Source organism: Salegentibacter maritimus (genome assembly GCF_016236975.1).
Taxonomy (GTDB): Bacteria; Bacteroidota; Bacteroidia; order Flavobacteriales; family Flavobacteriaceae; genus Salegentibacter; species Salegentibacter maritimus.
Window position 1 is genome coordinate 112809 of record NZ_JAEHNY010000002.1, and the last position, 23825, is coordinate 136633.

Here is a 23825-nt window from a genome sequence, read left to right on the forward strand (position 1 = left end):
ATGTTGATCGTGTAAAATTCCGAATAATATTAAAATCAGTAAGAATGAAAAAACTAATTCAAGATTCCCTGGATAAGGCAATTTCCTATGAAAAATATAATGAGCTTTTTCAAAGGCTAGTAGACCAGGGAAAAACGACCGGTGAAATTACACCCGATAAAATAAATTACACTAAACTTAATTATTCACGAAGTAAACGTCTTGATAAGACCATTAAACTTTCGGAAGAACAGATAGCATCTTTTAAAGATTTAAGCTCTAAACAAACCTGGTTGGTAATCACAGAACCCTGGTGTGGAGATGCGGCTCAAAGTTTGCCCTATTTTAATAAAATAGCAAGCATTTCAGATAACATTGATTTGAAAATTGTGTTACGTGATGAGCACTTAGAACTTATGGACTCTTTTTTAACCTATGGATCCCGCTCAATTCCAAAGTTGATTATTATAGATCAAAACTTGGAAGTAATTGCACATTGGGGGCCGCGTTCTAAAGCCGCTACAAAACTGGTAGATGATTATGTGCAAGAATATGATATAATTGACGATCAGCTTAAAACAAATCTTCAATTATGGTATAATAAGAATAAAGGAGAAGCTATAGTTTGTGAACTGCAGGAACTTATTTGCAGCCAAAAGCCTTCAGAAGTTTTTTAGAATAATTTCGCGCATAAGAACGAAAAGGCTGTCTAAGAAATTTAAAAGTATTAACTATAATAAATTAATATTCAGGCAAATAAATTTCTAGACAGCTTTTTTATTTGATATATCGTTATTAAATACTCTTGGGGCTATTCTGTGGTATTTATTATTTAGCCTATTTCTTTTTAATGGGCACCATAAAAACAGGAACCTTGGTTTTTTCCAATACATTTGATGCTACGGTTCCCATTAAAAGTTTTTCAAAAACCGAATGACTATGAGTACCCATAACCAACAAATCGGCATTCCATGTTTTTGAATATTCTAAAATTGCAGTAGCGGCATCCCCTTCTGCCAAATGTGTTTCTACACTTTTATCTTCCAGGTGTTTTGCTGCGGTTTCTAAAAAATCTTCCACTACTCCACGCATTTCCTGAGCAATATCCATATTTACTGCCATTTCATCGTAACCGGAATAACCCATAAAAGTAGGATAATCTATTCCATAGTAACTTATATTTGCCATCACGTGTAGTAAACAAACTTTGGCATCTAGCTGCCTGGCGAGTTTATAGCCGGCTTCAGCAACTTTTTCAGAAACCGGATGGTAATCTATAGCAATTAATATACGCTTCATAAGATTCAGTTTCTTATAAAGTTATTAAATGAATTCTAAAACCTAAAATTAATACTGAAAAAATCTAAGGGTCTTTTTTGTAAAGGCTTATTCTTTAACTACTATTAAACTAGCCTTTGCGCCGGTTAAGAGGTTCCATTCTTTTGAAGCCACAAGATTACCATTTTCTTCCAAAACTTTTAACTGTGCAGTATTCGGCCCCGAAGATCCCTGGTTTATAGCTTCAAATTCTATATTATTAAATCCGCTTTCAAGGCTAACCAGGACAGGACGATAACCACCGCCTAGTACTACGCGCTCAATAAATTTTCCGTTTACATAAATATTTACCTGGTCTCCATCTACAAATTGATGGTCTCTACAATATAATTCTACGAACTTCCCGGTAGTTTTAAAATCTCCTAAGTATTGATCTTCTCTATATTTTTCAAGCGCCTCTTTATCCTTTGTCCATCTTTCTTTAACAGCATCTCCTGCTGTTTTTAAATTATTTGGTTTCTCCCTAAAATCTATTGCTTTTGGTTTCTCTCTAAGATATTTACTTTCTTTAGTAGGTTCTTCTGCCCTAAGAATAGGAAAACCAGAAGATGTTTTTTCTGGTTCGGCTTTTAATATACCTCCGGTATTATTAGTAGCCGGAAGGTCTATTTGTCCAAAACTTAGTGATGATACAAAAAGAAATAAAAAAGTATATATAAGCTTCATAGAATGAATTCTTTAAACTTTAATTATCAAAAATACAGCCAAATTAGATTAAAGAAAAATCTTTTCTCAATATTAAGAAAATGCAGCTATAACAGTTTATGCATTCGTTAAACATTTACTTACCTTTACTGGTTGTTGCAAGGTAAAAATCGGAATTATAAATTCAAATTGGCTTCCTTACACAAAGTGATTATTTTAGAAAAATAGATAAAAAATCTTTCGTGTACGCAATGAATCTCAATTATAGAGTAAAAACTAAAAAATATTATGCAGGTAAATCATCTTCTTGAAGAAAACTCAATAGCCGGTAAATTTGTAGCAGAGCTTAGAGATGTAAACGTTCAAAAAGACCGAATGCGGTTTCGTAGAAATATAGAGCGGTTGGGAGAAGTGCTGGGCTACGAACTAAGTAAGCAGCTTAGTTTTTCGGAAAAAAATATTACAACCCCATTAGGAAATTCAAAAATTCAATTACCGGAAAGCGATGTGGTGATTTGTTCTATTTTAAGGGCCGGTCTTCCTCTTCATAACGGATTATTAAATTATTTCGACGATGCTGAAAACTCTTTTATTTCTGCTTATCGGCATCACCCCAATAACGATGAGCATTTTGAAATTGTAGTAGAATACCTGGCCTCTCCTTCTCTGGAGGGAAAAACCCTTATCCTTGCCGATCCTATGCTGGCCACAGGTAAATCTTTTGTGAATGTAATGAAAGCTTTAAAGCAAATGGGCACTCCAAAGGAAATTCATTTGGTAGCTGTTATTGGTGCTGAAGAAGGTATAGCTCTGTTAGAAAAAGAATTCCCAAAAGATTCAAAACTTTGGATCGCTACTATTGATAAAGAGCTTAATGATCACGGCTATATTTTACCCGGTTTGGGCGATGCAGGAGACCTTTGTTATGGCGGAAAAATGCAACACTAATCTTTTGTAGTCTTCTTAAGTGGCAGATGCCCTTATGTTCACCTTGGAAATTAGATGGAAAATTTTAAAATATAGCTTATGAAAGCCGTCGGAATAAAAAAATCATATCCCATAGACCATAAGAACAGTTTTATAGAGTTTCAAACCGATGAACCGAAACCCGAAGATTTAGATCTTTTGGTAAGAATTAAATCAGTTTCCGTTAATCCGGTAGACTATAAAATTAGACAAAACGCTGCTATAGAAAAGGAATTGAATCAGCCAAAGATACTTGGCTGGGATGCTTCCGGGATTGTTGAACGAGTTGGTAATAAGGTTACAAAATTTCAACAGGGAGATGAAGTTTTTTATGCCGGTGAAATAGGCCGGCCAGGTTGTAATGCAGAATTTCAGTTGGTAAATGAAAACATTACTGCGCATAAACCTAAGAATGTTTCTTTTGAAGAGGCTGCTGCCCTACCCCTAACTTCACTTACAGCCTGGGAATGTATTTTTGAACGTTTAAAAATTGAAGAAAACTCGGGAGAAAATCAGGATATTCTTATTATTGGCGGCGCCGGTGGCGTTGGTTCTATAACCATTCAACTTTTAAAAAAACTAACAAAATTTAATGTTATTGCCACTGCTTCCCGTAATGAAACCGCAAACTGGTGTAAAAATATGGGAGCTGATGTAATTGTAAACCATAAAAATTTGGTGGAACAAATGAAGGCTAAAGGGCATGAAGAGGTAGATTATATTCTAAACTTTGCCGATACCGATATGCATTGGAATGCAATGGCAGAACTTATAAAACCGCAAGGAAATATTTGTGCTATTGTGGAAACCAAAAATCCGGTAGACATAAACAAACTGAAAAATAAAAGCGCGGCTTTTCACTGGGAATTTATGTTTACCCGAACAAAGTTCAAAACATCAGATATGGCTCGTCAGCACCAAATTTTACAAAAGATTTCGAAGCTTTTAGAAGAAGGAACCATAACTACAACTCTTCATAAAACTTTTAGCAAGCTAAGCCCGGAAACATTTAAAGAAGTTCATAGCCTACAGGAATCGGGGAAATCGATTGGTAAGAATGTAATTTCATTTTAAGAAGAAAACTTCAGGATTCAGGCTGCTTTGAACGCCAATACACTAGATCTAATAACGAATTTAGAATGATGGGGATCATTAAAAAGGATAGCCAATAGCAAAGTTTAACACAGGATTTGCGTAATCAAATTCCCAACGCTCGCCTTCTTTCAGACTAGGGTCGTGCAGTGGTGCCGCGAGATCTACCCGAATCACGAAACTTTGAATATCTACCCTTAGTCCAAAACCGGTACCAATCCCCAATTCATTCATAAAATCTTTACTGAATTTCCCGCCTTCTAGAGTACTATTTTCACCTGTATACCAAACATTGCCGGCATCGGCAAAAACAGCCCCATATAAATATGGGAAAAGCGGAAAACGATATTCTAAATTTGCCTCAAGTCTTATATTCCCTGCCTGGTCGAAAAAAGCACCATCTTCCCCGGGCGGTGTGTAGGTTCCGGGGCCCAAAGAGCGAGTATTGAAGGCCCTTACGCTATATGGTCCCCCGGCAAAATATTGTTTGGTAAATGGTAAAACATCAGAATTTCCGTAAGGCAAACCATAACCGGCAAACAACCTTGATGCTATTTTTGAATCCCGGCCTGTTTTTAAATGATATCTAAAATCAATATCGGCCTTTGCATATTGTGCATATTTTAAACCTAAAAATGTTTGGGGATCTTCTTCGCTATGGCCGCTAATTGCATCTACTAAATTTCCGGCAATATCAAGGGTTGAATTAAGAAAAAACTGATGTCTTTTATTTTCATCTATATGCCCATTGTAAGTAAAAGAATAGGTTAAACCGGCAATAAATTCTTGATTAAAACTGTTTTGTAAAAAAGGATTATCCTCAAGAATTTTTTCAAACTCTTCACTGGTTTTTCCCAGGTTTACATAGTTTACCGAGACAGGATTAAACTCGTGGGTAACATATCTATTAGCATTCCAGATATAACCAAACCTGGCCGATACCGAACCAAGCCTGAAAAGTTGACTTCTATTAAGATAATCAAAGCCTAAACTGGCTTTGGTTTTAGGGATGGAATACGAAAAATAGTTTTTATCAAATTTTATTGGAAATAGCATTCGTGGAAAAATCAAATCGCCTTCTAATCCTATCTGAATACTGTTTAAACCTGCCTGGGTGCCTCCACCTACCTGAAATTCATACCCGAAATCTCCGGTAATATTTAAAACTTCACCTCCTTTAAAAAGATTTCTATTGGTATAACCTAAAGCCAGGCTTGGCCCGGTAAAACCGTTAGATTTTGTTACTGCCCTAACTTCTGCACGTAGAGATCGTTTGTTTAAAGGAGACAAATAAATATTGGTTTCCAAAACGCCAAGGCTATCTGTAGAAAGGCTATCTATTTCCCGGTAATTGATATTCACAAATTTGTAAGCACCTATGTTCCCCAACCTTCTCGCAGTATTTCTAGAGGTTTCTGGATCGTAAAGCTGACCTTCCTCAATTAGCAAATAAGGGTCTAAGTGCTTAGGTTTAAAGAAAAGCTCTTTTTGAAAAAAGTTCTTTTCAGCATAGCGTGTTTTAGCTGTAGAACTATCGGTTCCAACCTCGTATTTGGGGTATACGTTAACGCTATTAATTTTATAAGGAATAATACTTTGAGTTGGCACATCTTTTTTTAACCTCAGAAATAAATCAAATTTTTTTTGCGCATATTGATTAGTATCGGCCTCAAATATTAAAAACCCTGAATTAAAATTGTAATATCCCCTGGCCTTTAATTCCCTATCAATCCTTTCCCTTTCCAGTTTCATTGCAGAAAGATCAAATCGCATTCCTTTTTCAATAGGTGAGTTTTTTAAACTAGTACTTATCTCCTTATAAATTTGAAGACTATCTGAATCTAACTTATATTTTTCTAGCAAGTACGGCGTGGGAACTTCAACAGCATAAGCCACTTGCATCTCCTTTTTCTCTTCATTTTTATTGGTTGTAGAAACTATTGAACTATAAAAGAACCCCCGGTTTTGAAGCCTGTTCTTAATTAAATCCTCGGTTCGAACCGGCTCTACATCACTGGCATACACCGGCTCCTCGCCAATTTTCTTATTTAGAAACTTATTGATAAAGCCCGGTTTCTCCCGCTGCGCTTTATAATAAAAATATAAGCCCGGTTGCATTCCTAAAAAAGAGCTGTTAGGCTCCGGACTTAAAACAGACTCCAATTCGGCTTTCAACGAAGACTTATTTTTAATTATGGTATCACTTTCTAGTGTAATTTCAGCACCCGTATATAGCAATTCTCCCTCGGGAATAAATTTCTTTACGCTACAAGCCTGAAACAGCAAAGACATTAACCAGATGCTAATAATATTTTTAAAATGAATTTTCATTTATACCTAATTTCTATCTCGTATTTTAAATTTCCTATACCCCAATATACTATCGCTAAAGCTTCGCTACTTTTCAGTTGAAAATCAATAGAATTTATTCCTTTTTATCTTCGATTGTAATTTCTTCCTCTTCTTTTAAAAAGAAATTATCCCATAATTCCTGAAATTCGTTGAATTCACGGGTGAAAATAAAAGCAATTCCGCTAACAATGAGTTGCCCATCTATAACATTTTCAAACTCATTTCTTCTAAAACCTTTTAATCTAAAACGACCATTTTCGGTTAGTAAATACTCAATACTTATATTTCCAATTAGTGGGCTGGTTTCTTCTCCAGGCCTGTTGCCGCCCTGCACGTCAACTTCGCTCCCCACACTTACAATTAAACGGTCATCAAGTAAAGACTTTTGCGCTTCTATATCTACCTGTGTGCGTTGTGTTGCCGTATTTCCCTGGTAATCGGTATAGCTGTCTACGCCAAAATTAAGCTGCACCCCAGTATCACCTAATAATTTATCGGAAAACATATTTAATTGATCGGCCAGAGCCTGGTTTAGGTTATCGCGTGCAATAGAAAGGTTTCCACCACTATCGCCTGCATTATTAGATGAAGGATAAAAGCGATTAAGCACCAATAAAGAAAAAACCTGTTTGTTAAGTTCAGCTTCCTGGCTATTTAATTGTTGTAACCTACCATAGACTTCTCCCCCACCTGCACCTCTTTCTTCTTCAGGCATTTGTAAGCCAAAAGATAACTCTGGTTGCATTAATTCGCCGCCAACATTTAAATAAACCAAAAATGGCAAATCTCTTCTAAATTGATCACTTCCGGCTCCCTGTACTGCCATAAGCGATGCAGGAGAGGTCTCCACTTTATAAATTGCACTAACATCTAAATTAGCATCAAATGGATCTCCTGCCCAGGTAATTCGGCTGCCTTCGGCTATTTCAAATCTTCTTTTCACTAAATTATAAAGGCTCATTTCGTAATGTCCGCCATTCATTATATAACGGCCAGAAAGTGACATTCTTCCATTAGGTGAAATATTAAAGTTTAGCTCACCTTCCCCTTTCACTCTAAAATTATCACCGGTTTGTTCATTTATAATGATGTTAAACGCCGCCTTTTCATTAATATTAATTCGGGTATTGATATTATATCCGGTAAGTGTGGCCGATTCCTCCTCTTCATTTGCAGTTAAAATATCATCGGGATTTTCACGATTGGTAAAAATTACTATCCCATCCCGTTGCTGCATTGCCAGTTCTTCTTCGGGCATTACATATGTAAAATCGGTGTTAGCACCTATACTCAGGTCCATATCCAAATTAGGTACATTAAGATCTCCGGTAAGGCTGGCGTCAGCATCAAAAGTGGCCGTACCGTAAAACAATTCGTTGTCTTCTTTTGTTGAATTGAGGGCCTGAAAATTCCTTGCCTTAAAATTAAGGTCAAATTCAGGGTTAAGAAGATTCTCTAAAAGAACTTCACCGTTTACTACAAATGAGTTTGCATCTTTATCCTCTACTTTAAATTCACTAAAATAAATTCCTTTATTATCAAATTTCAATGTTTCCGACGGGAATTTAAAAGGGGCATTAAGCAGGGCCAGTTTTATTTGCGCTTCATCAAAATAAAGTTCACCATTATATTTTGGATTTGTGGTTGTACCGCCAAGACTTAAATTTCCCGAAAGACTTCCTTCTCCATTGGTTATTGCTCCCATAGAAAGACCTTCCAGGGTTTTCATACTAATTTTATCGATATCCATTTTCATATCTACCACGGTGGTAGAATCTAGCGCCTGGATATCCCCATTCATATTAAGATTTACATTATCTCCTTTTATAGCCAGGCCAACATCATAAAAGAAATCGGCTTTTGGAGTAGAGTTTAAACTTAATGTCCCCATAGGAACTTCTAAAACATTAAGTTGATTAATTTCCAGTCCCGCTAAAATTCCAATTTTCTGCAATGGATCTTCAAAAACCAGGTGCCCATTTAAGCTACCAGTAGCAAGCTCTTCTTCTGAATTCAGGTAATTAAGGAAAAGCCCCAAATCAAAATTAATGAACTCTAAGCCAATATGGTTCTTGTCTGAGAATGCAAGTTTATCACTTAAGTTTAATTCCTGATCCTTATTGCTTAATCTAAAATTATTAGCCTTTATTTCACTATCAAAAACAAGTAGTTCATTGTTAGCAGGAATGTTCCATGCTTTTTTGTTGAGAATTAAATCCTTAGGGTTTATGTGTAACTTAAGATTGTTTTGAGGCTTTGTGATTTCTGAAGATATATTAAATAATTGTTCTTCGCCCTGGATAGATGTGATATCAAGAAACAGCTTATCTTCTGAAAGGCTTCCACTAATGTTAGTTTCTTGAATAGCTATGGGCCCGGAGTTAATTGAATTAAACCCAAAATTAAAATCGAAATTTTCGGCATCTGAATTTAATTTGAATTCAAGGCTGTCAATTTCACTATCATAATAATTTATATAAGGTAAGCTAACCAGTGCATCAAGCTTCTTCTCTTTTTCATTAAAATTGGCCTCAATATTCACAGTATCCAATTGTTCTAGATTAGCCAGGAAAACTTCACCCAAAACAGGCGCATTCGTAATGCTGGCACGTAATTTTAATTTTACCGGATTTTGGAGTGTATCCACTGTTTTTTCTTCATTAAAATAAGACTCATAATGCCTATTCAAAGCTGCAATAAAATCTGCAGGGTCTGCATTAGATTTTAAGTCTAATTCCAGTATTTTATTAGTAATCTGCACCGAAGTGGAATCTGGCAGAACAAAAGCCCGGGCATTCAAATTTCCCGGAAGATATGTGTTATTATCATAAACAACCACTGCCTCGGTAACATCGGCATAGGTTTTATATTCCTTAGCATTCCCTTCAAAGGCCGCATTTAACTTGAGTCCTAACCTAATATCCCGGGACGCAATGCCTAATTCTTGCAATCTTGCCCCTTTAAGATCCAGAGTAAGGTCGGCTTTTGGATTTACAGAATCTAATTCTACCCGCGAATTAAGCTCTAATTCTAGGTTTTCATCTTTATAACTTGAAACTATATCACCATTTCCATCTATGATTTCTCCGGAAATTTTAAGGTCTTTTATTATATAATTATTGTAAGAAAAGGATTGTATGTTTGCGTCTAGATTGGCGTTTAATGTATTCACGCTACTTCCGCTTCCAATAGCTTTTAACTCCAGGTTTAAAACACCCAGGCTTTCATTTTTCAAAAGGTTTCCAAGCTCAAGTTCCTCAGAGGTTAGTTTTCCTTTAAATGCAATCTCTTCATTATTGCTAAAGTTTCCGTCTACACGAATATTCCCGTTAGAAGTTTGCAAAAATGCTTTTGTAGACAAGTCTTTCAGGTTTCCATTGAGGTTTCCGCTTAGTTGAATATTTTCAGGAATTTGTATACCAAGATCTTTTTCGCTTATAAAACCGATAAGATCTGTTTTTTTAGATTCTGCCCTAAAATCAGGAATATCAAAGCCTATTTCATTGGGATTGTTGGCATTATAAATAGTCCCTTTAGCAAAAAATGAAGTGTTTTTCCAATTAAGCTTAGCTCTGGATATCCCAATAGCAGAGAGTTTACCGGAGGCTTTAAGATTCCCATAGAGCTTATTAGAGGCCAATTTTTTTACATAAGGATTGGATTTTAAACCCGGCTGAAAACGAAAAACTTCACGTATGTCTACTAAAAACTTTGGTAAATCGACCGAAATTTTTGCTGTTTCGTAATTAGCAATCAACTCTTTAACCGAATTATATTGCAACCCGATATTGCCGGCCAATTGATTTCCATTTAGGGCCATTTCAAGATCGGAAAGGCTTGCATTTGTATCTTCAAAGTTTAGATTAAACTGAAGTTTATTTAAATTTAGCCCTGAAGCTTCCTTAAAATTTAAAGCAGCTACTTCTACTCCTGCTTTCTTGTTTTTAAGGAATATGTTATTTGAACTAAAATTTAGGGAATCCAAAACCAGGGCGTCAGCTTTAAATTCTCCCAATTTTGGTTGTGCCTGGTCAACCAAATAACTTAGCTTATTATTAGCAAACTTTATTTCATCTACATTTACTTGCCATTCTGGCCAGCTAAAAGGAGTTGCTTCGGTTATACTATCTTGCGCACTTCCCAGATCTTTCATGCTAAGCTTTATTTCAGAATTTTGGAGTGCGATTGTATTGATCTTAATATCCTGTTTTTTAAGATCAATCAAAGGAGCTTCGGCTAAAAAATCCTGTATATTTAGGTTGGCGTTAATTCCATCGGGAGCAGCATTATAATTCAACAAAACATTTTCCAGCTTTAGGTTATCTACCACCAAATATGGCATGGGCGCAGGCTCTTCGTTTTCTGTTGCGGGAAAAGCTTTATTTTGGGAATAGGTTATTGTTGTATTCCTAATACCGGCATTTTCAACCCGAAAATCCATTTTTTCAAGATCGGTTTTTTCAAATTCCAGGAAAAGTTCGCCCAGGGATAATCTGGTATCAATGCCCATAACGTCGTCCTTAAAATTAATATCGAAATCCTTTAAGTTTATATTTCCAATATTAATTTCCTGGGAAGCTGAAGTGTCTTTTGAAGTTTGGTTAGCATTGGCCTGCTGAGTAGTATCGCTTGCAAAAGCTTGCATTAAAAACTCGTAATTAAATCCGTTAAGGCTGTCATTTCTAACAACATTAGCTTTTAGACCATTCCAATCTAAATTGTCTATGCTTATGGCGTTTCCTTTTATAATTGGCCAAATAGGAATATCAGCTTCTATAGATTTCGAGTAAATTAGAGTGTCTCCTTTTTTGTCTTCAAGGTAAAGACCATCGAGTTGAATATCTCCGGAAAAGGTAATAAAAAGTTTATCTATAGAAATCTCAGTATCAGTCTTAGCAGTAATATTATTAATCACCTGATTTTTGATGACATCCTGCCCCCACGGACTTCTAATAAAAAGCAATAAAAGCAGTATAAAAATAAAAAGCCCCGCAAAGAATTTTACGAGGATCTTAAAAATACGATATCTACCTTTTTTTTCCTTTTGTCTTTTTTCCAAATCCTAATATCACTTAGTATATCAAATTTATTCTATTGATAAGATAAATTAAACTTTTTATGCTTAAGATTTAGTTAATATAAAGGCGGCTGTGCTTAACTTCAATTCTTGCTCCCTCATAAAAGTTGTGGTTTTATTGCACAGTTTTTGTGATATTTCTACAAAAGAAAAAGTTAAAACGATTTTCTACAAAAACCTTCAAAAGACCCCTTTATTCTTCAAAAGTATCTGAAAATCAACAAACAAAAATTGTTAATATTATTCACAAAGACGAAGTTCACAGGTTTTGGTATAGTTCTGGCTCGTTTTTGAGCGCCTAAAAAATTTAAAAGGCCTAATTAAAAAATCCGAAATAATTATGAAAAGAACAATCACAGTTACAGTATTAGCTGCAGCCATGTTAAGCTCGTGTGTATCTAAGAAAAAGTATGTTGCTTTAGAGAGTGAATTAGACGACACCAGAAGCTCGCTGCAAAAAACACAGGTGGAAAAAGAGGAAATAGAAGATAAATATGCTCGTATAGAAGCGCGAGTGGCAGATTATAACGCAAAAATTAATTCTTTGCGTGAGGAAAATGATAGTAAGATGGAAATGAACGATCTTACTGTTATGTCTAATAATAATAAGGAAAAAATGAGGGCTACCATTGCTAAAATGGACCCCGAAAAAGTAGCAGAAGCTAAAACTTTAGAAGACTCTATTAATTTAGCTGTTTCCCATAACCTAAAAAGCAATATCTCAGAAGGATCTGATGACGAAGATATTGATATTACTGTAGATGAAACGGTTGTTATGATTAATGTTTCTGATAAATTATTATTTGGAAGCGGTAGTTACAGAGTTTCAAGAAACGCACAGCCATTATTGAAAAAGCTTGCCGAAGTAATTAACTCAGAGCCTGCAATGGAAGTTATGATTGAGGGTCACACCGACGATCGTACTATGGTAGAAGGATCTTACATCCAGGATAACTGGGATCTTAGTGTAAGAAGGGCAACTTCTATAGTTCGAATACTTCAGGATAAATATGATGTCGCACCAGAAAAACTTATTGCGGCAGGTAGAAGTAGTTACCAACCTTTAGTAGATAATACTAATAATGAAAACAGAGCCAAAAACAGAAGAACCAGAATTGTAATTATTCCTAATCTGGACAAATTCTTCGCGATGTTGGAGTCTGAATAAACTAATAATTTCAAAGATTTAAAATAGACGGCCTGAAAAGTCAATTCTTTTCAGGCCGTTTTTATTTAACCAGAGATTTCAACCTGATATTTTCCTTAAGTTTCCTTCTAGTTATTAATAAAAAAACAAGTTATGTATAAATAAGAAAAAGTATAATTCTGACGCTGAAGATAAATAGGATCTAGTAAATTTAAAAAACTACCGGTTGAATTAAAAAGGAACTTCTGATTAAAATAAATACCTGTAAGATGATAACAATAAACGAGATAAATAATCTATTTTAAATAATAACTTTAAAAACCCTCCTGTAATTATAGTTAATTTTAGGAAGATTTTTTTATGAATCTTATGTGGTACTTCAACTGTAATAAGGATGAGAAAATTTATCCTTAGAACTTAAACCTTTAGATAAATTCGTCAATTCAAGTGAAATTTGTATCGAGAATAAGAATCTTTCACTTAGTTCTCAATACGATTTTTCGTAACTCAAAATCACTCGAACTGACGTTTCAAAGTAGTTTTAGTCTTTCTTTAAAAGGTGATAATCCAGGGAAAATTTACCGGCACCGGTAAAAAAAAGTAAAAGAAAGCCCGCCATGTATAATAGAGGTAACTCCTGGCTACCAAAACCATCTGTCCAGTGTACAATAATGGCAGCTACAGCCATGGTTAGAATTAATGGAATTGCAGCAAAACGTGTTGCCCATCCAAGAATAATAAGGATTGTACACACAAATTCTGCAAAAACGGCAAACGTAAAAGTAACAGTTTCACCAACGCCTATAGGATCTGCAAAAGCAATCTCACCCTCTCCAAAGAACTTAAGAAGCTTAGGCACTCCGTGGGTAAGCATTAAACCTCCAATAAAAAGCCTAAATAATAAAAGTCCGAAATCAGTATTTTGAAGATTAAGACTTGTAGTGTAAACGTTTTTCATAGTTTTCTAGATTAAATTTTAAAACCCCTAATTTACTTATATTCTTTTCACCACCTAAATATTTTATGCTAAGCTATATGTACTCTGCTCATTCGTGAATGTTCTAATCTAAAATGAAAAATGGTGATTCTCAAAAAGCAAAGCTGACGTTTTAGAACAAAAACATGCATTTCGTCGATTTTTAATGTATTTCATCGATGTAATTTGGAATTAATTTATATCTTTGAATTACGAAAATCAAATTACGCAGCTTAACGATGTTACGATTCTATACCATAGCTTTTATTTTTTCTGTGTTTGCAGTAAGTCCATTGTTTTCCCAGGCTTCTGCATCGGCAAATTTTTCTGCATCGGCAACAATTATACAACCGATTGGAATTAACACCACCAGTCATATGCAGTTTGCCAATATTGACGCGAAAAATGGCGGATCAGTAACTCTAACTCCCGAAAACACCAGAATTACTAATGGGGACCTTGAACTTGCTGAAGGCGGGACCGTTTCAGCAGCTACTTTTGAAGTTACCGGGCAAAACGGATTTGCTTTCGCTATTAGCTTACCTAAAGGAAGCCATCGTCTATCTAATGGTTCTGAAAGTATGCTCCTACAAGATTTTACTACAAATTATGACGGATCTTCATTGTCAGGAGAAAATAAAACGATTAAAATTGGGGCAAGTTTAATAGTAAACCCAAATCAAAAACCCGGTGACTACAAAACCAACGGGGATATACAGGTTACCGTAAATTACAATTAAAGAATCTTCAATTAAATCTATCTTTTTCATTTTAGTTTTAAGGAAAATTCATTGAAACGTGCATTTCAACGATTTTTTTATTTTGATTATCGAAAATGTTTCTTTCCTATAAGGGTTTACCCCCATATTTGCACTGTTAAACATTTGAACCCAAATCAAAATTAAATAAAACTAAAATGAAAAAAATTACTTTTATCCTACTTGCTCTTATTTCCGGAACTACTTTTGCTCAAGTAAAAGAATCTACAGCATCTGCTACAGCTAATGCAGCTGCAGATATTGTTAGTCCTATTGCAATTGAAGCCAGTCAGGATCTCAATTTTGGTAAAGTTGCCAATAACAATGCTGGTACCGTAGTTGTTGCTACCGATAGTGATATAAGCTCATCTTCTTTATCCCAAATCGGTACCACTACACCAACTGCGGCTATCTTTAATGTGACTGCAGCGAATGGCTTTAGTTACTCAATTAGCTTACCGCAATCTGTTGAACTTACTAATGGAGCAGAAAATATTACAGTAGATAACTTTAATCACGATGCTACAGGAAATACAACAGGATCAGGTTCTGCTCAAACTGTTGGAGTTGGAGCTACTTTAAACGTTGCTACAAATCAGGCTACCGGAAATTATAAAGGTACTTTTGATGTAACTGTAACTTACGAATAATCCAATATAATATTTTTATATAAATAAAACGCCGCCCGCTGTGGCGGCGTTTTTTAGTTTTAATTAGATGGTATAAGCATTATTAAATCTCTTATGAAAAATTATGTTTTTCTTTTATTTATTGGCTTATTCGGACTTAGCGTATCTGCGCAAAACTCTGCATCTGCCAGCGTGAATAGTAGGGCAACGGTAATAGACCCTATTAAAATTGATAAAACTGTAGATCTGGATTTCGGCAATATTATTAGTGCCTACAATCCGGGGCAGGTAATTTTATCTCCCGATGGTTCGCGTGTGGCATACGGAGTACAAATTTCTAATGCTATTCCTGGTACGGTAAACCCCGCAGAGGCCGTAGTTACACACGGTAATAATAATTATGCCATTACCCTACCTGAACAATTTACGCTGTATAATCAGGAAAACCCAAACCAAGTACTGGTTATAGATAGGTTTACGGTGCAACCACAGGAAGGTAATATTGTAGATATTATAAAAATAGGTGCTACTTTAAACCTTGAGGCTAATCAAACTTCAGGATTTTACACAAATTCAACAGGCTTTAATGTAACCGTTTCTTACAATTAAACTTGATAAATTGCTTTAAGGTGTAAGTTCTTATTTATTATCTTTGAAATCAAAGAATTAATATTAAATCCAGCCCCACGGATATGATAAAAAAACTACTTAGTCCACTACTCCTTTTTTTCATTTTTATTTTTTCAGGATTTGCAAGCTATGCACAGGGAGATCTTATGATTATGCCCAAACGCCTGGTTTTTGATGGCTCACAGCGCTCTCAGGAAATAAATCTTGCCAATACCGGGAGCGACACTGCTGTGTATGCTATTTCGTTTGTAAACTACAAAATGACCGAAACCGGTGATTTTGAACAAGTTGAAAAACCTGAAAAAGGTCAGCGTTTTGCAGAAGATTTTCTAAGATATTTTCCAAGACGCGTATCCCTTGGTCCCAATGAATCCCAAACAATACGTGTTCAACTTACCCGAACCGGAAATTTAGAACAGGGAGAATATCGTTCACATATGTATTTTCGCGCCGTGGAAGAACAAACGGCCCTTGGTGCCGATGAAGCTGAAGAGAGTGATGGGATTTCCATTAATATTAAAACTGTATTTGGAATTAGTATTCCCATTATTATTAGAGAAGGAGACTCTAATACAAAAATTAAATTAACAGATCTTTCGCTAAATACCGAAGGAGAAAGTCCCAGACTTTCCCTTGTAATAAACCGTACCGGAAATATGTCTGTATATGGAAACCTTAGTGTTACCTATATTGCGCCCAATGGCACTGAAACAGAAGTGGGTATGGTAAAAGGAATTTCGGTATATACCCCAAATACTAAAAGGAGCTTTAGTTTTCAATTAAGAAACGCTGAGGGTATAGATTTAAGCACCGGAAAACTAAAAATTTCTTATGCTGAAGATCAGGGAGATACTTTAGCTACTAGCGAAATAAAATTATAGTTTTTTAGGGTATGAAAAAAAAATACTCCAAACCCTCTATCTTATTAAAAATCACCATTGTAGTGATAGGTTTGTTGTTTTTTGATTTTTCATTTGCCCAAAATATAACTTCTACTGAAGATGGCAACTGGCACCAAATAGTATGGAGCCCCTCTCAACTTCCCCAAGCCAGCGACAATGTAATTATCTCAAATTCAGTAGTAATTGAACAGGGTACCATTGTTGAAATAAATAATTTAAACATTGGAAGGAGCGGTTCGTTGACCATTAATGGTACTTTAATAGTCAATGGAAATATAAATATGGACAATAATGGCTCCTATTTTGAAATGGGGGCTAGTTCACGCGTAATTATTTTTGGAGATTTTTCAGCATCAAATAAAGTAAACGTATCTATATCAAGCTACCTAATTATTCATGGCAACTTTACCAAAAAAGGGAATGAAGGCAAAGGGAATTTTGATGTAGAAAATGGAAATATTTACATTTATGGAGATGTAGATGGCTGGCCAAACTTTGGAAGTTGTGATACAGGAGAAGATTATACCGGCACCCCTCAGGAAAGCGGTTCTTGTGATTATGGTAACGAAGATGATTTTGCAAACAATCCAGATATTCCGGATGATATCATTGAACTAAGCAATTGCTACGACCTAAAGGTAAACGATCAATTTATTTCTATAGGTGAAAATGCAGTATTTACTGCTTCAGATAAAGAACTTCAAGATGTGGCTTCTTACCAATGGCAAACTAAAAATAGGGATGGAAAGTGGATAGATCTTACTGGAGAAAATCAATTTCAACTAGAAATCCCAAATGTTCAGTTAGAAAATGCAAACTCAATATATAGGGTTATTGTTCGTGGAAATAGTAACAAGTGTAGAATATCTATTTCTAATGCTGCCTTATTAAAGATAAAGAACCCCATAATAATTAATTCACAGCCTAAAAGTAATACAACTTGCCAGGGTACTGCGGTAAACTTTTATGTAGATGCCTCTGGACAAAACCTATCTTATCAATGGGAAAGAAATGATGGTGGTGATTCAGAAAATTATTTTGCTATAAAGGACAATACTTATTTTCAAAATTCGCAAACTTCCAATTTAACTGTAAATGCTCAGGGAACCTGGTTAAATAATATACGTTTTAGAGTTGTTATTAAAGATGAATATGGAAACGAAATAACTTCTGATTTTGCAACTCTAAAAGTAGATGAAAGCCCAGGAGGTGTTTATACACAACCTAAAAATCAGGTTGTTTGTGAAGGTCATAATATTTCTTTTCAAACCTATACATCAAACGATCAACGCCAATGGCAGGTAAGTGAAGACAATGGAAACTCCTGGAGGAATCTAACCAACAATGATTTTTATAAAAATGTAAACTCCGAACGCTTAGATATCACCAATGCCCCTGCCAGTTTTAATGATAATCTATATCGTATAGAGGTTTCCAATGAAAACTGTAAGGTATACTCAAACCCAGCAAAATTAAAGGTAGATCCAGACCCAATTACAAAACAACCACAGGATGTTACTGCAGAATTTGGTAGCAACGCCCTTATTGAAGCAGGAGTTACCGGTAATAACCTAACTTTTCAGTGGCAGACCTTTAGTAGCAACTGGTACGATATTGAGGATGGTAGCCATTATGCAGGTACAAAAACCAAATTGCTGGAACTTATTACAGTTGGTTATTGGCCGGAAGATGGTTCGCGCTATAGATTATTGGTAACCAATGAAAATGGCTGTATCTCCATCTCAGATACCGCAGTTTTGAATATAGGTGAAGATCTATGTAAAACAAAAAATACCTGGACGGGTACTGAAAATTCAAACTGGAATAATACCAATAATTGGAGCTGTAATAGCCTACCTACCCTGGAAACCGATGTATTAATTCCAGAAAATATAACTTCCGGAAATTACCCTGAAATAACTGCGGGCGCTAATGCTTTAGCCAGGAACTTAAGTATAGAAAACAATGCATCAGTTATGGTGACCGATAACTGGTTGCGTATTGCCGGAGATTTAACAAACAAGGGTATTTTAGCTACTGAATCCGGTAGCATTTCTTTTGAAGGGACTTCAACTCAAATTATTCCTGTAAATGCTTTTGAAAATAATCGAATTCAAAACCTACAAATAAATAATACTTCGAGAGTAACTTCAGAAGCAATTATTGAAGTGACCGGAACGCTAAATGTTGAAAACGGGCATTTTTATACCGGGAATCAACTCACATTAATTTCAAATGAAATCAAAACAGCCCTTATTGATGGTAGCGGAAATGGCGAGGTAATTGGGCAAGTAAGCATGCAACGTTATTTGGATAAAGCTTTTGGTTATAAATATTTTAGTACTCCTTTTAAAAATACTATGGTGGGAGATTTTGGGTCTTTTATGAATTTTACCGATCCAGTAACTGGTTTCCCAAATTTCTACCGTTATAACGAAAACCGAAGGGTAGAAAACCTAAACCTTGATGCCAGCGGATGGGAAGCATATACAAATACCACAAATGCACTTAATACTGCAGAAGGCTATGCACTTAATTTAGGCAAAAATACAGCCTCTCAAACTATAGAATTAACCGGTGAAGTAAACAATGGTAGTGTTTCGGTACGCCAGCTAGAAAATAATCACCGAAAATATACCCGCGGTTTCCATTTAGTGGGCAACCCCTACCCCTCTCCTATAGATTGGGATGCTCCCCAGGGCTGGATAAGAAATAATATTGATAACGGTATTTACTTTTTTACTGCTAGTGATACCAACCAATATACCGGTACTTACACCGCTTATGTAAATGATATTTCTACAGGAAATATTAACACTCCTAACATTATTCCTTCTATGCAGGGCTTTTTTATTAAAGTGAGCGATTCTGATACTCAAGAGAAAGTAATTGGAAGCTTCGGGATGGATAACAGGGTGCGTACAAACAACTTTGGGCAGCAATTCTATAGGTCTCAAATTAACAGCCAGAAATCCCTAATTCGCCTGGAAGCCGGTTTTAAGGGTGCTAAGGATAGAGATGCCATGATTGTCTATTTTTCGCCTTATGCCACTTCGAATTTTGAAAAGGAAATGGATGCACATAAATTGATGAATACCGACCCCAGGGTACCAAGCCTCTACAATATAAGTCAGGACAGGAAAGAACTGGCTATTAATGCTATTTCTTACCCTGAAACTAAAAGTTACAAAAAAATTCCTTTGGGAATTAAAGCCGATGAAAATGGAGAAATGACTATTGGGCTTGCCCGCATTGAAGGTTTAAATCTTAATTTGAATATTTATTTAATAGATCATTTAAAGGGTATTGGACAAAACCTCAGTAAAAAGCCCGTATATAATTTCAATATCAAAAAAGGAACGCATAATTCTCGTTTTGAATTAATGTTTTCTGAAGAAGAAGTTACAAGTCCTGCAATTGCTTTTAACGAACCTTTTGATGTAAAGGTTCAAAATGGAACTGTAGTGGTTCGCCTTAATTTAGATAAAAATCAAAAAGGTATTTTAAAAGCAACGACCATTACAGGACAAATTCTACAAATAAAAGAAGCTTCAGGAACCAATGAGGTAATTTTTGAGGGTATTACCAGTAATGGCGTGTATATTATTAACCTACAGGTTGGTAAAGCTCTTTACGCAAAAAAAATAGTCATAAAAAAATAAGTAGAGCCCATGCAAAATAGAAGATTTTATAATCATACATTTTTGTTTTTACTGCTTATATTTTCAGTATTAGAAATTAAGGCCCAGGAAAATCCGCCAATTCCAATAGAGGTTGAAGTAAGGACATCCAGAAACCTCAATTTTGGTTCTTTTACCGCAGGAAGTGCAGGAGGAAATGTTACGGTAAGCTACGACGACCAACGTACCGTAGATGGTGATATTTTTGAGCTTAATTTTGGACAACCGGTTTCAGCAGCTTTATTTGATGTGTATGCCAATCCCGGTACCATTATCCAAATTGAAGATATGGGCCCCTTTATTCTGGAAAATCAGGATACCGGCCTGCAAATTCAACTCTTAATTAATAGTTTTAGTACCGGTCATAGAACTTTTGTGACCCAGGCTCCCAATGCACAAGTACCTAATGAGGTTTTTGTAGGTGGCACCTTGCGTATTCCGTCAGATAATTCCGGAAACCTACCCGGAACCTACTTTGGCACATTTACCCTTAATTTTATTCATCAATAGATAAGAAAGCTTCGCTTAATGCAAACACTCTTCTGCTCTTTTTCTGTTGTATTTTATAAAAAATTGCTTTCTGTAATAATATTCGCCTTTATTTCTGTACCAATTATTGCTCAGGAAGATTACCCCGGATATGACGAATTAAGCGTAGAAATGATTGTGCCCAATCTTGGCACTATAGAAATACCAATCGCTATTAAAGGGCAGGATGCCTTTATTCCGGTTAAAGAACTTTTTGATTATTTAAAGATTAAAAATGAAGAAACCGAAGATGGTATAAAAGGCTTTGTTATTCATCCAGATTCGTCTTATAGTATTAATGTGTCCCGCAATAATATAATTTATAAGGACAGGGAGTTTACGCTTAATGAAGGGCAGTACATTAAAACGCCTTTAAACCTTTATTTAAAATCCAATCTCTTTGGCGAAATTTTCGGTTTAGATACAGAATTTTCTTTTAGGAGTCTTTCGGTCACTATGAAAACCGAAAAAGAGCTGCCGGTAATAAAGCAAATGCGACTTAAAAAGTTACGAAAAAATTTGAATCGTGTAAAGGGTATTGTTAAACCAGACACCACCATAGGCAGAAAATATCCTTTTTTTAAAGCAGGAACTTTAGATTGGGGAGTGGTCACAACGCAACAAAGTGAATTTGAAAATGACAATCGATTAACACTTGGCTTAGGGACCATGTTTTTAGGAGGAGAAACCAACCTGATGCTTAATTATTCCACGAGGGTTCCGTTTGATTCCAGGAATCAGTTCTACCAGTGGCGCTACGTAAATAATGAAAGCAAGTTATTTAAACAAGTTACTGCGGGAAGGATTTTTACCCGTGCTACCTCTTCTCTATTTGCACCCGTAAGTGGTATACAGGTAACCAATAGCCCTTTCCAAAATAGAAGATCTTTTGGTACTTATACCCTTAACGATTATATCAATCCCAGGTGGACTATAGAGCTTTATGTAAATAATATTCTTGTAGAATTTACCGAGGCTGATGCTTCGGGGTTTTACACTTTTAATGTGCCCCTAATGTACGGTAACACTGCGGTAAGGTTAAAATTTTATGGCCCCTACGGGCAGGAGCGCGTAGAAGAGCGTATCATTAATATTCCTTATAATTTTGTTCCAAAAAATGAACTAGAATATACACTAAGTGCAGGAATTGTTGAGAATGAAGACTTAAACCGATTTTCCCGAATTAATTTTAATTACGGACTAAGCAATGCCGTTACCATAGGAGGTGGAGTAGAATACCTAAGTGGCCTAAGTTCTGGGGAAGTTATGCCATTTGTAAATTCTTCTATTAGGTTTGCTTCTAATTTTCTCTTTACGGGAGAATATATGCACGGTGTTAAAGGAGAAGGACTTTTAAGCTATAGAACCCCGGGAAATCTTCAAGTAGATCTTAATTATATTAAATACCACGAAGATCAAACCGCAATTAACTTTAATTACCTTGAAGAGCGTAAAATAAGTTTTTCTGCCCCCATTAGAGCTAAAAACTTTTCTATGTTTAGCAGGTTTAGTGTTAACCAAATTATTATGCCCACTACCCAGTTTACTACGGCGCAGTTGTTGTTATCTGGAGCAATAATGGGCATTAGCACTAATCTCACAACCTATGGAATATATAACGACCGGGTAAAAGAACCAACTATTTATACTTCGATTTCGCAAAATTACCGACTTCCGCACAATTTCTTGTTCTCACCGCAGGTACAATACGATTTTAGCCGAAATCAGTTTAATAATATTATTGCAGAATTAGAACGTCCGGTTTTTAAACAGGGTTTTATCAATATAGCTTACGAGCATAATCTCTTACGAAACGCCAATATTTTTGAATTCGGTTTAAGGTATGCTTTTAACTTTGCGCAAACCTCTATGACTTCAAGATTGGGGAATAAAAATAATTCTTTTGTGCAATCTGCGCGTGGAAGTTTAATCTTAGACGATAATACAGGTCATATTATGGCCAACAACCGTACCGCTATGTCCAGGGCCGCTGTAAGCATTATGCCTTTCCTCGATTTTAATACAAACGGCAAGAGAGATCCTATGGAGCCATTGGTAAGCGGTATGGAAATAAAGAATACTTCGGGTAAATTAACATATAACGAAGATGAAACAATACTCCGAATTACCGAACTGCAACCTTATATAGATTTATTATTGGAGATTAATCCTAACAGCCTTGACAATATTGCCTGGAAAGTAAAAAACGAAAAAATAAAAGTACATACTATACCTAATCAATTTCAGGAAATTGAAGTACCAGTAGAAGTTTTGGGAGAAGTTGCCGGCATGGTTTACTTAAAAAAAGGAAATAGTATTAATGGGCAGGGCAGAATTATAGTGAATATTTTAAATAAAAGCGGAAAGTTGGTCAAGGAAATTTTAACCGAAGCTGATGGATATTTTACCTACCTGGGATTAAAACCGGGTGCTTATACCGCTGAAATTGATCCTAACCAAATGAAAAAACTTGGTTATACTGCGGGGAAAGCCATAGAATTTGAAATAAGAGTAGATAAATACGGTGATATTGTAGATACACTGGAATTTATTATTACAACCGATTAATTCAGCATATTATTTATAGGTTATTTTAAGAATTTCAAGTTTCCGGGATTCTTTACCCAGCAAAAAGTCTATTTTATCTCCAACTCTTTTTCCGGTAACCGCTTTGGCAATGGGTGCTATAAATGCAATTTTTTGTTTTTTAACATCGGCTTCATCAACTCCTACAATTTGGAATTCCTGTTTACGTCCGTCCTGCTTTAAAACTACCCAAGCTCCAAAACGAACTTCATCTTTAGGTTGATCTGTTAACTCTAAAAGCCTTGCATTGGTAATTCTTTCTCTTAGTAACTTAAGCTTACCGTCTATCACCGCTTTTGCCCTTCTTCGTTCGGTTTCATTTTCAATATTAATCCCGGCTCGATCTGCTATAAGATTCCCCTCTTCTTCCTTTAGTTCTTTTAGACCATTTGGGGTCACATAATTTGTTTGTCCGGAAGGTAACGCAGCTCTTGGCGGTATAATAGGTGCTTCTTCCTGATCGTCCTCTTTTACAAAACCTCTGCTCATAAGTGTATTTTAAGGTATAAAGTAACAATTATAGAAATGAGGTGAAAATTA

At 35.6% G+C, this 23825-nt stretch carries 17 protein-coding genes; 11 read left to right on the top strand and 6 right to left on the bottom strand.

Annotated features, from left to right (window positions below):
• The first annotated feature begins 44 nt into the window (after nt 1-44).
• Complete coding sequence (locus I6U50_RS02495) at nt 45-656, top strand: thioredoxin family protein (protein ID WP_198637732.1); 612 nt, start codon at nt 45-47, stop codon at nt 654-656.
• A 160-nt stretch (nt 657-816) separates the two neighbouring features.
• Here the strand turns inward: I6U50_RS02495 and I6U50_RS02500 are convergent, their stop codons facing one another.
• A complete protein-coding gene (locus tag I6U50_RS02500) occupies nt 817-1278 on the bottom strand; it encodes a universal stress protein (RefSeq protein ID WP_193709547.1) in 462 nt (153 codons plus the stop codon).
• 87 nt (nt 1279-1365) lie between these two features.
• Nucleotides 1366-1983 (bottom strand): hypothetical protein, encoded by a 618-nt coding sequence (locus I6U50_RS02505; RefSeq protein ID WP_198627161.1) that lies wholly within the window; start codon nt 1981-1983, stop codon nt 1366-1368.
• Between the two features lie 267 nt (nt 1984-2250).
• On the opposite strand from I6U50_RS02505, the gene upp reads away from it, so the two are divergent.
• Nucleotides 2251-2910 (top strand): uracil phosphoribosyltransferase, encoded by a 660-nt coding sequence (upp, locus tag I6U50_RS02510; RefSeq protein ID WP_198637733.1) that lies wholly within the window; start codon nt 2251-2253, stop codon nt 2908-2910.
• Between the two features lie 78 nt (nt 2911-2988).
• Complete coding sequence (locus tag I6U50_RS02515) at nt 2989-4002, top strand: zinc-binding alcohol dehydrogenase family protein (protein WP_198637734.1); 1014 nt, start codon at nt 2989-2991, stop codon at nt 4000-4002.
• A 78-nt stretch (nt 4003-4080) separates the two neighbouring features.
• On the opposite strand, the gene tamL is transcribed toward I6U50_RS02515, so the two are convergent.
• On the bottom strand, nt 4081-6351 hold the full coding sequence (gene tamL, locus I6U50_RS02520) for a translocation and assembly module lipoprotein TamL (RefSeq protein ID WP_198637735.1): 2271 nt from the start codon (nt 6349-6351) through the stop codon (nt 4081-4083).
• Nucleotides 6352-6445: 94 nt separating this feature from the next.
• Nucleotides 6446-11431 carry a translocation/assembly module TamB domain-containing protein gene (locus tag I6U50_RS02525; RefSeq protein ID WP_198637736.1) on the bottom strand — a complete coding sequence of 1662 codons (4986 nt, stop codon included), beginning with the start codon at nt 11429-11431 and terminating at the stop codon, nt 6446-6448.
• Nucleotides 11432-11789: 358 nt separating this feature from the next.
• On the opposite strand from I6U50_RS02525, the gene I6U50_RS02530 reads away from it, so the two are divergent.
• Nucleotides 11790-12617 carry an OmpA/MotB family protein gene (locus I6U50_RS02530; RefSeq protein ID WP_193709553.1) on the top strand — a complete coding sequence of 276 codons (828 nt, stop codon included), beginning with the start codon at nt 11790-11792 and terminating at the stop codon, nt 12615-12617.
• A 520-nt stretch (nt 12618-13137) separates the two neighbouring features.
• Here I6U50_RS02530 and I6U50_RS02535 read toward each other — a convergent pair.
• A complete protein-coding gene (locus tag I6U50_RS02535; protein ID WP_198637737.1) occupies nt 13138-13554 on the bottom strand; it encodes a DoxX family protein in 417 nt (138 codons plus the stop codon).
• Nucleotides 13555-13811: 257 nt separating this feature from the next.
• On the opposite strand from I6U50_RS02535, the gene I6U50_RS02540 reads away from it, so the two are divergent.
• The 7 genes from I6U50_RS02540 (at nt 13812) to I6U50_RS02570 (ending at nt 23267) form a co-directional block, all read left to right on the top strand.
• Complete coding sequence (locus tag I6U50_RS02540) at nt 13812-14312, top strand: DUF4402 domain-containing protein (RefSeq protein WP_198637738.1); 501 nt, start codon at nt 13812-13814, stop codon at nt 14310-14312.
• Nucleotides 14313-14488: 176 nt separating this feature from the next.
• Complete coding sequence (locus I6U50_RS02545; protein WP_198637739.1) at nt 14489-14980, top strand: DUF4402 domain-containing protein; 492 nt, start codon at nt 14489-14491, stop codon at nt 14978-14980.
• 93 nt (nt 14981-15073) lie between these two features.
• Complete coding sequence (locus tag I6U50_RS02550; RefSeq protein ID WP_198627167.1) at nt 15074-15568, top strand: DUF4402 domain-containing protein; 495 nt, start codon at nt 15074-15076, stop codon at nt 15566-15568.
• An 83-nt stretch (nt 15569-15651) separates the two neighbouring features.
• The gene (locus tag I6U50_RS02555; RefSeq protein WP_198637740.1) at nt 15652-16470 is read left to right on the top strand and encodes a fimbrial biogenesis chaperone; all 819 of its coding nucleotides are present in this window, start codon (nt 15652-15654) and stop codon (nt 16468-16470) included.
• Between the two features lie 11 nt (nt 16471-16481).
• Entirely contained in the window at nt 16482-20153 is a 3672-nt protein-coding gene (locus I6U50_RS02560) for a T9SS type A sorting domain-containing protein (RefSeq protein WP_198637741.1), read from the top strand.
• A gap of 9 nt (nt 20154-20162) precedes the next feature.
• Nucleotides 20163-20681, top strand: a complete 519-nt coding sequence (locus I6U50_RS02565; RefSeq protein ID WP_193709560.1) for a DUF4402 domain-containing protein — start codon at nt 20163-20165, stop codon at nt 20679-20681.
• A gap of 18 nt (nt 20682-20699) precedes the next feature.
• The gene (locus I6U50_RS02570; RefSeq protein ID WP_198637742.1) at nt 20700-23267 is read left to right on the top strand and encodes a hypothetical protein; all 2568 of its coding nucleotides are present in this window, start codon (nt 20700-20702) and stop codon (nt 23265-23267) included.
• A gap of 9 nt (nt 23268-23276) precedes the next feature.
• Here the strand turns inward: I6U50_RS02570 and I6U50_RS02575 are convergent, their stop codons facing one another.
• Nucleotides 23277-23774, bottom strand: coding sequence for a GreA/GreB family elongation factor (locus I6U50_RS02575; RefSeq protein ID WP_198637743.1), 498 nt, complete (start codon nt 23772-23774; stop codon nt 23277-23279).
• Nucleotides 23775-23825: the final 51 nt, after the last annotated feature.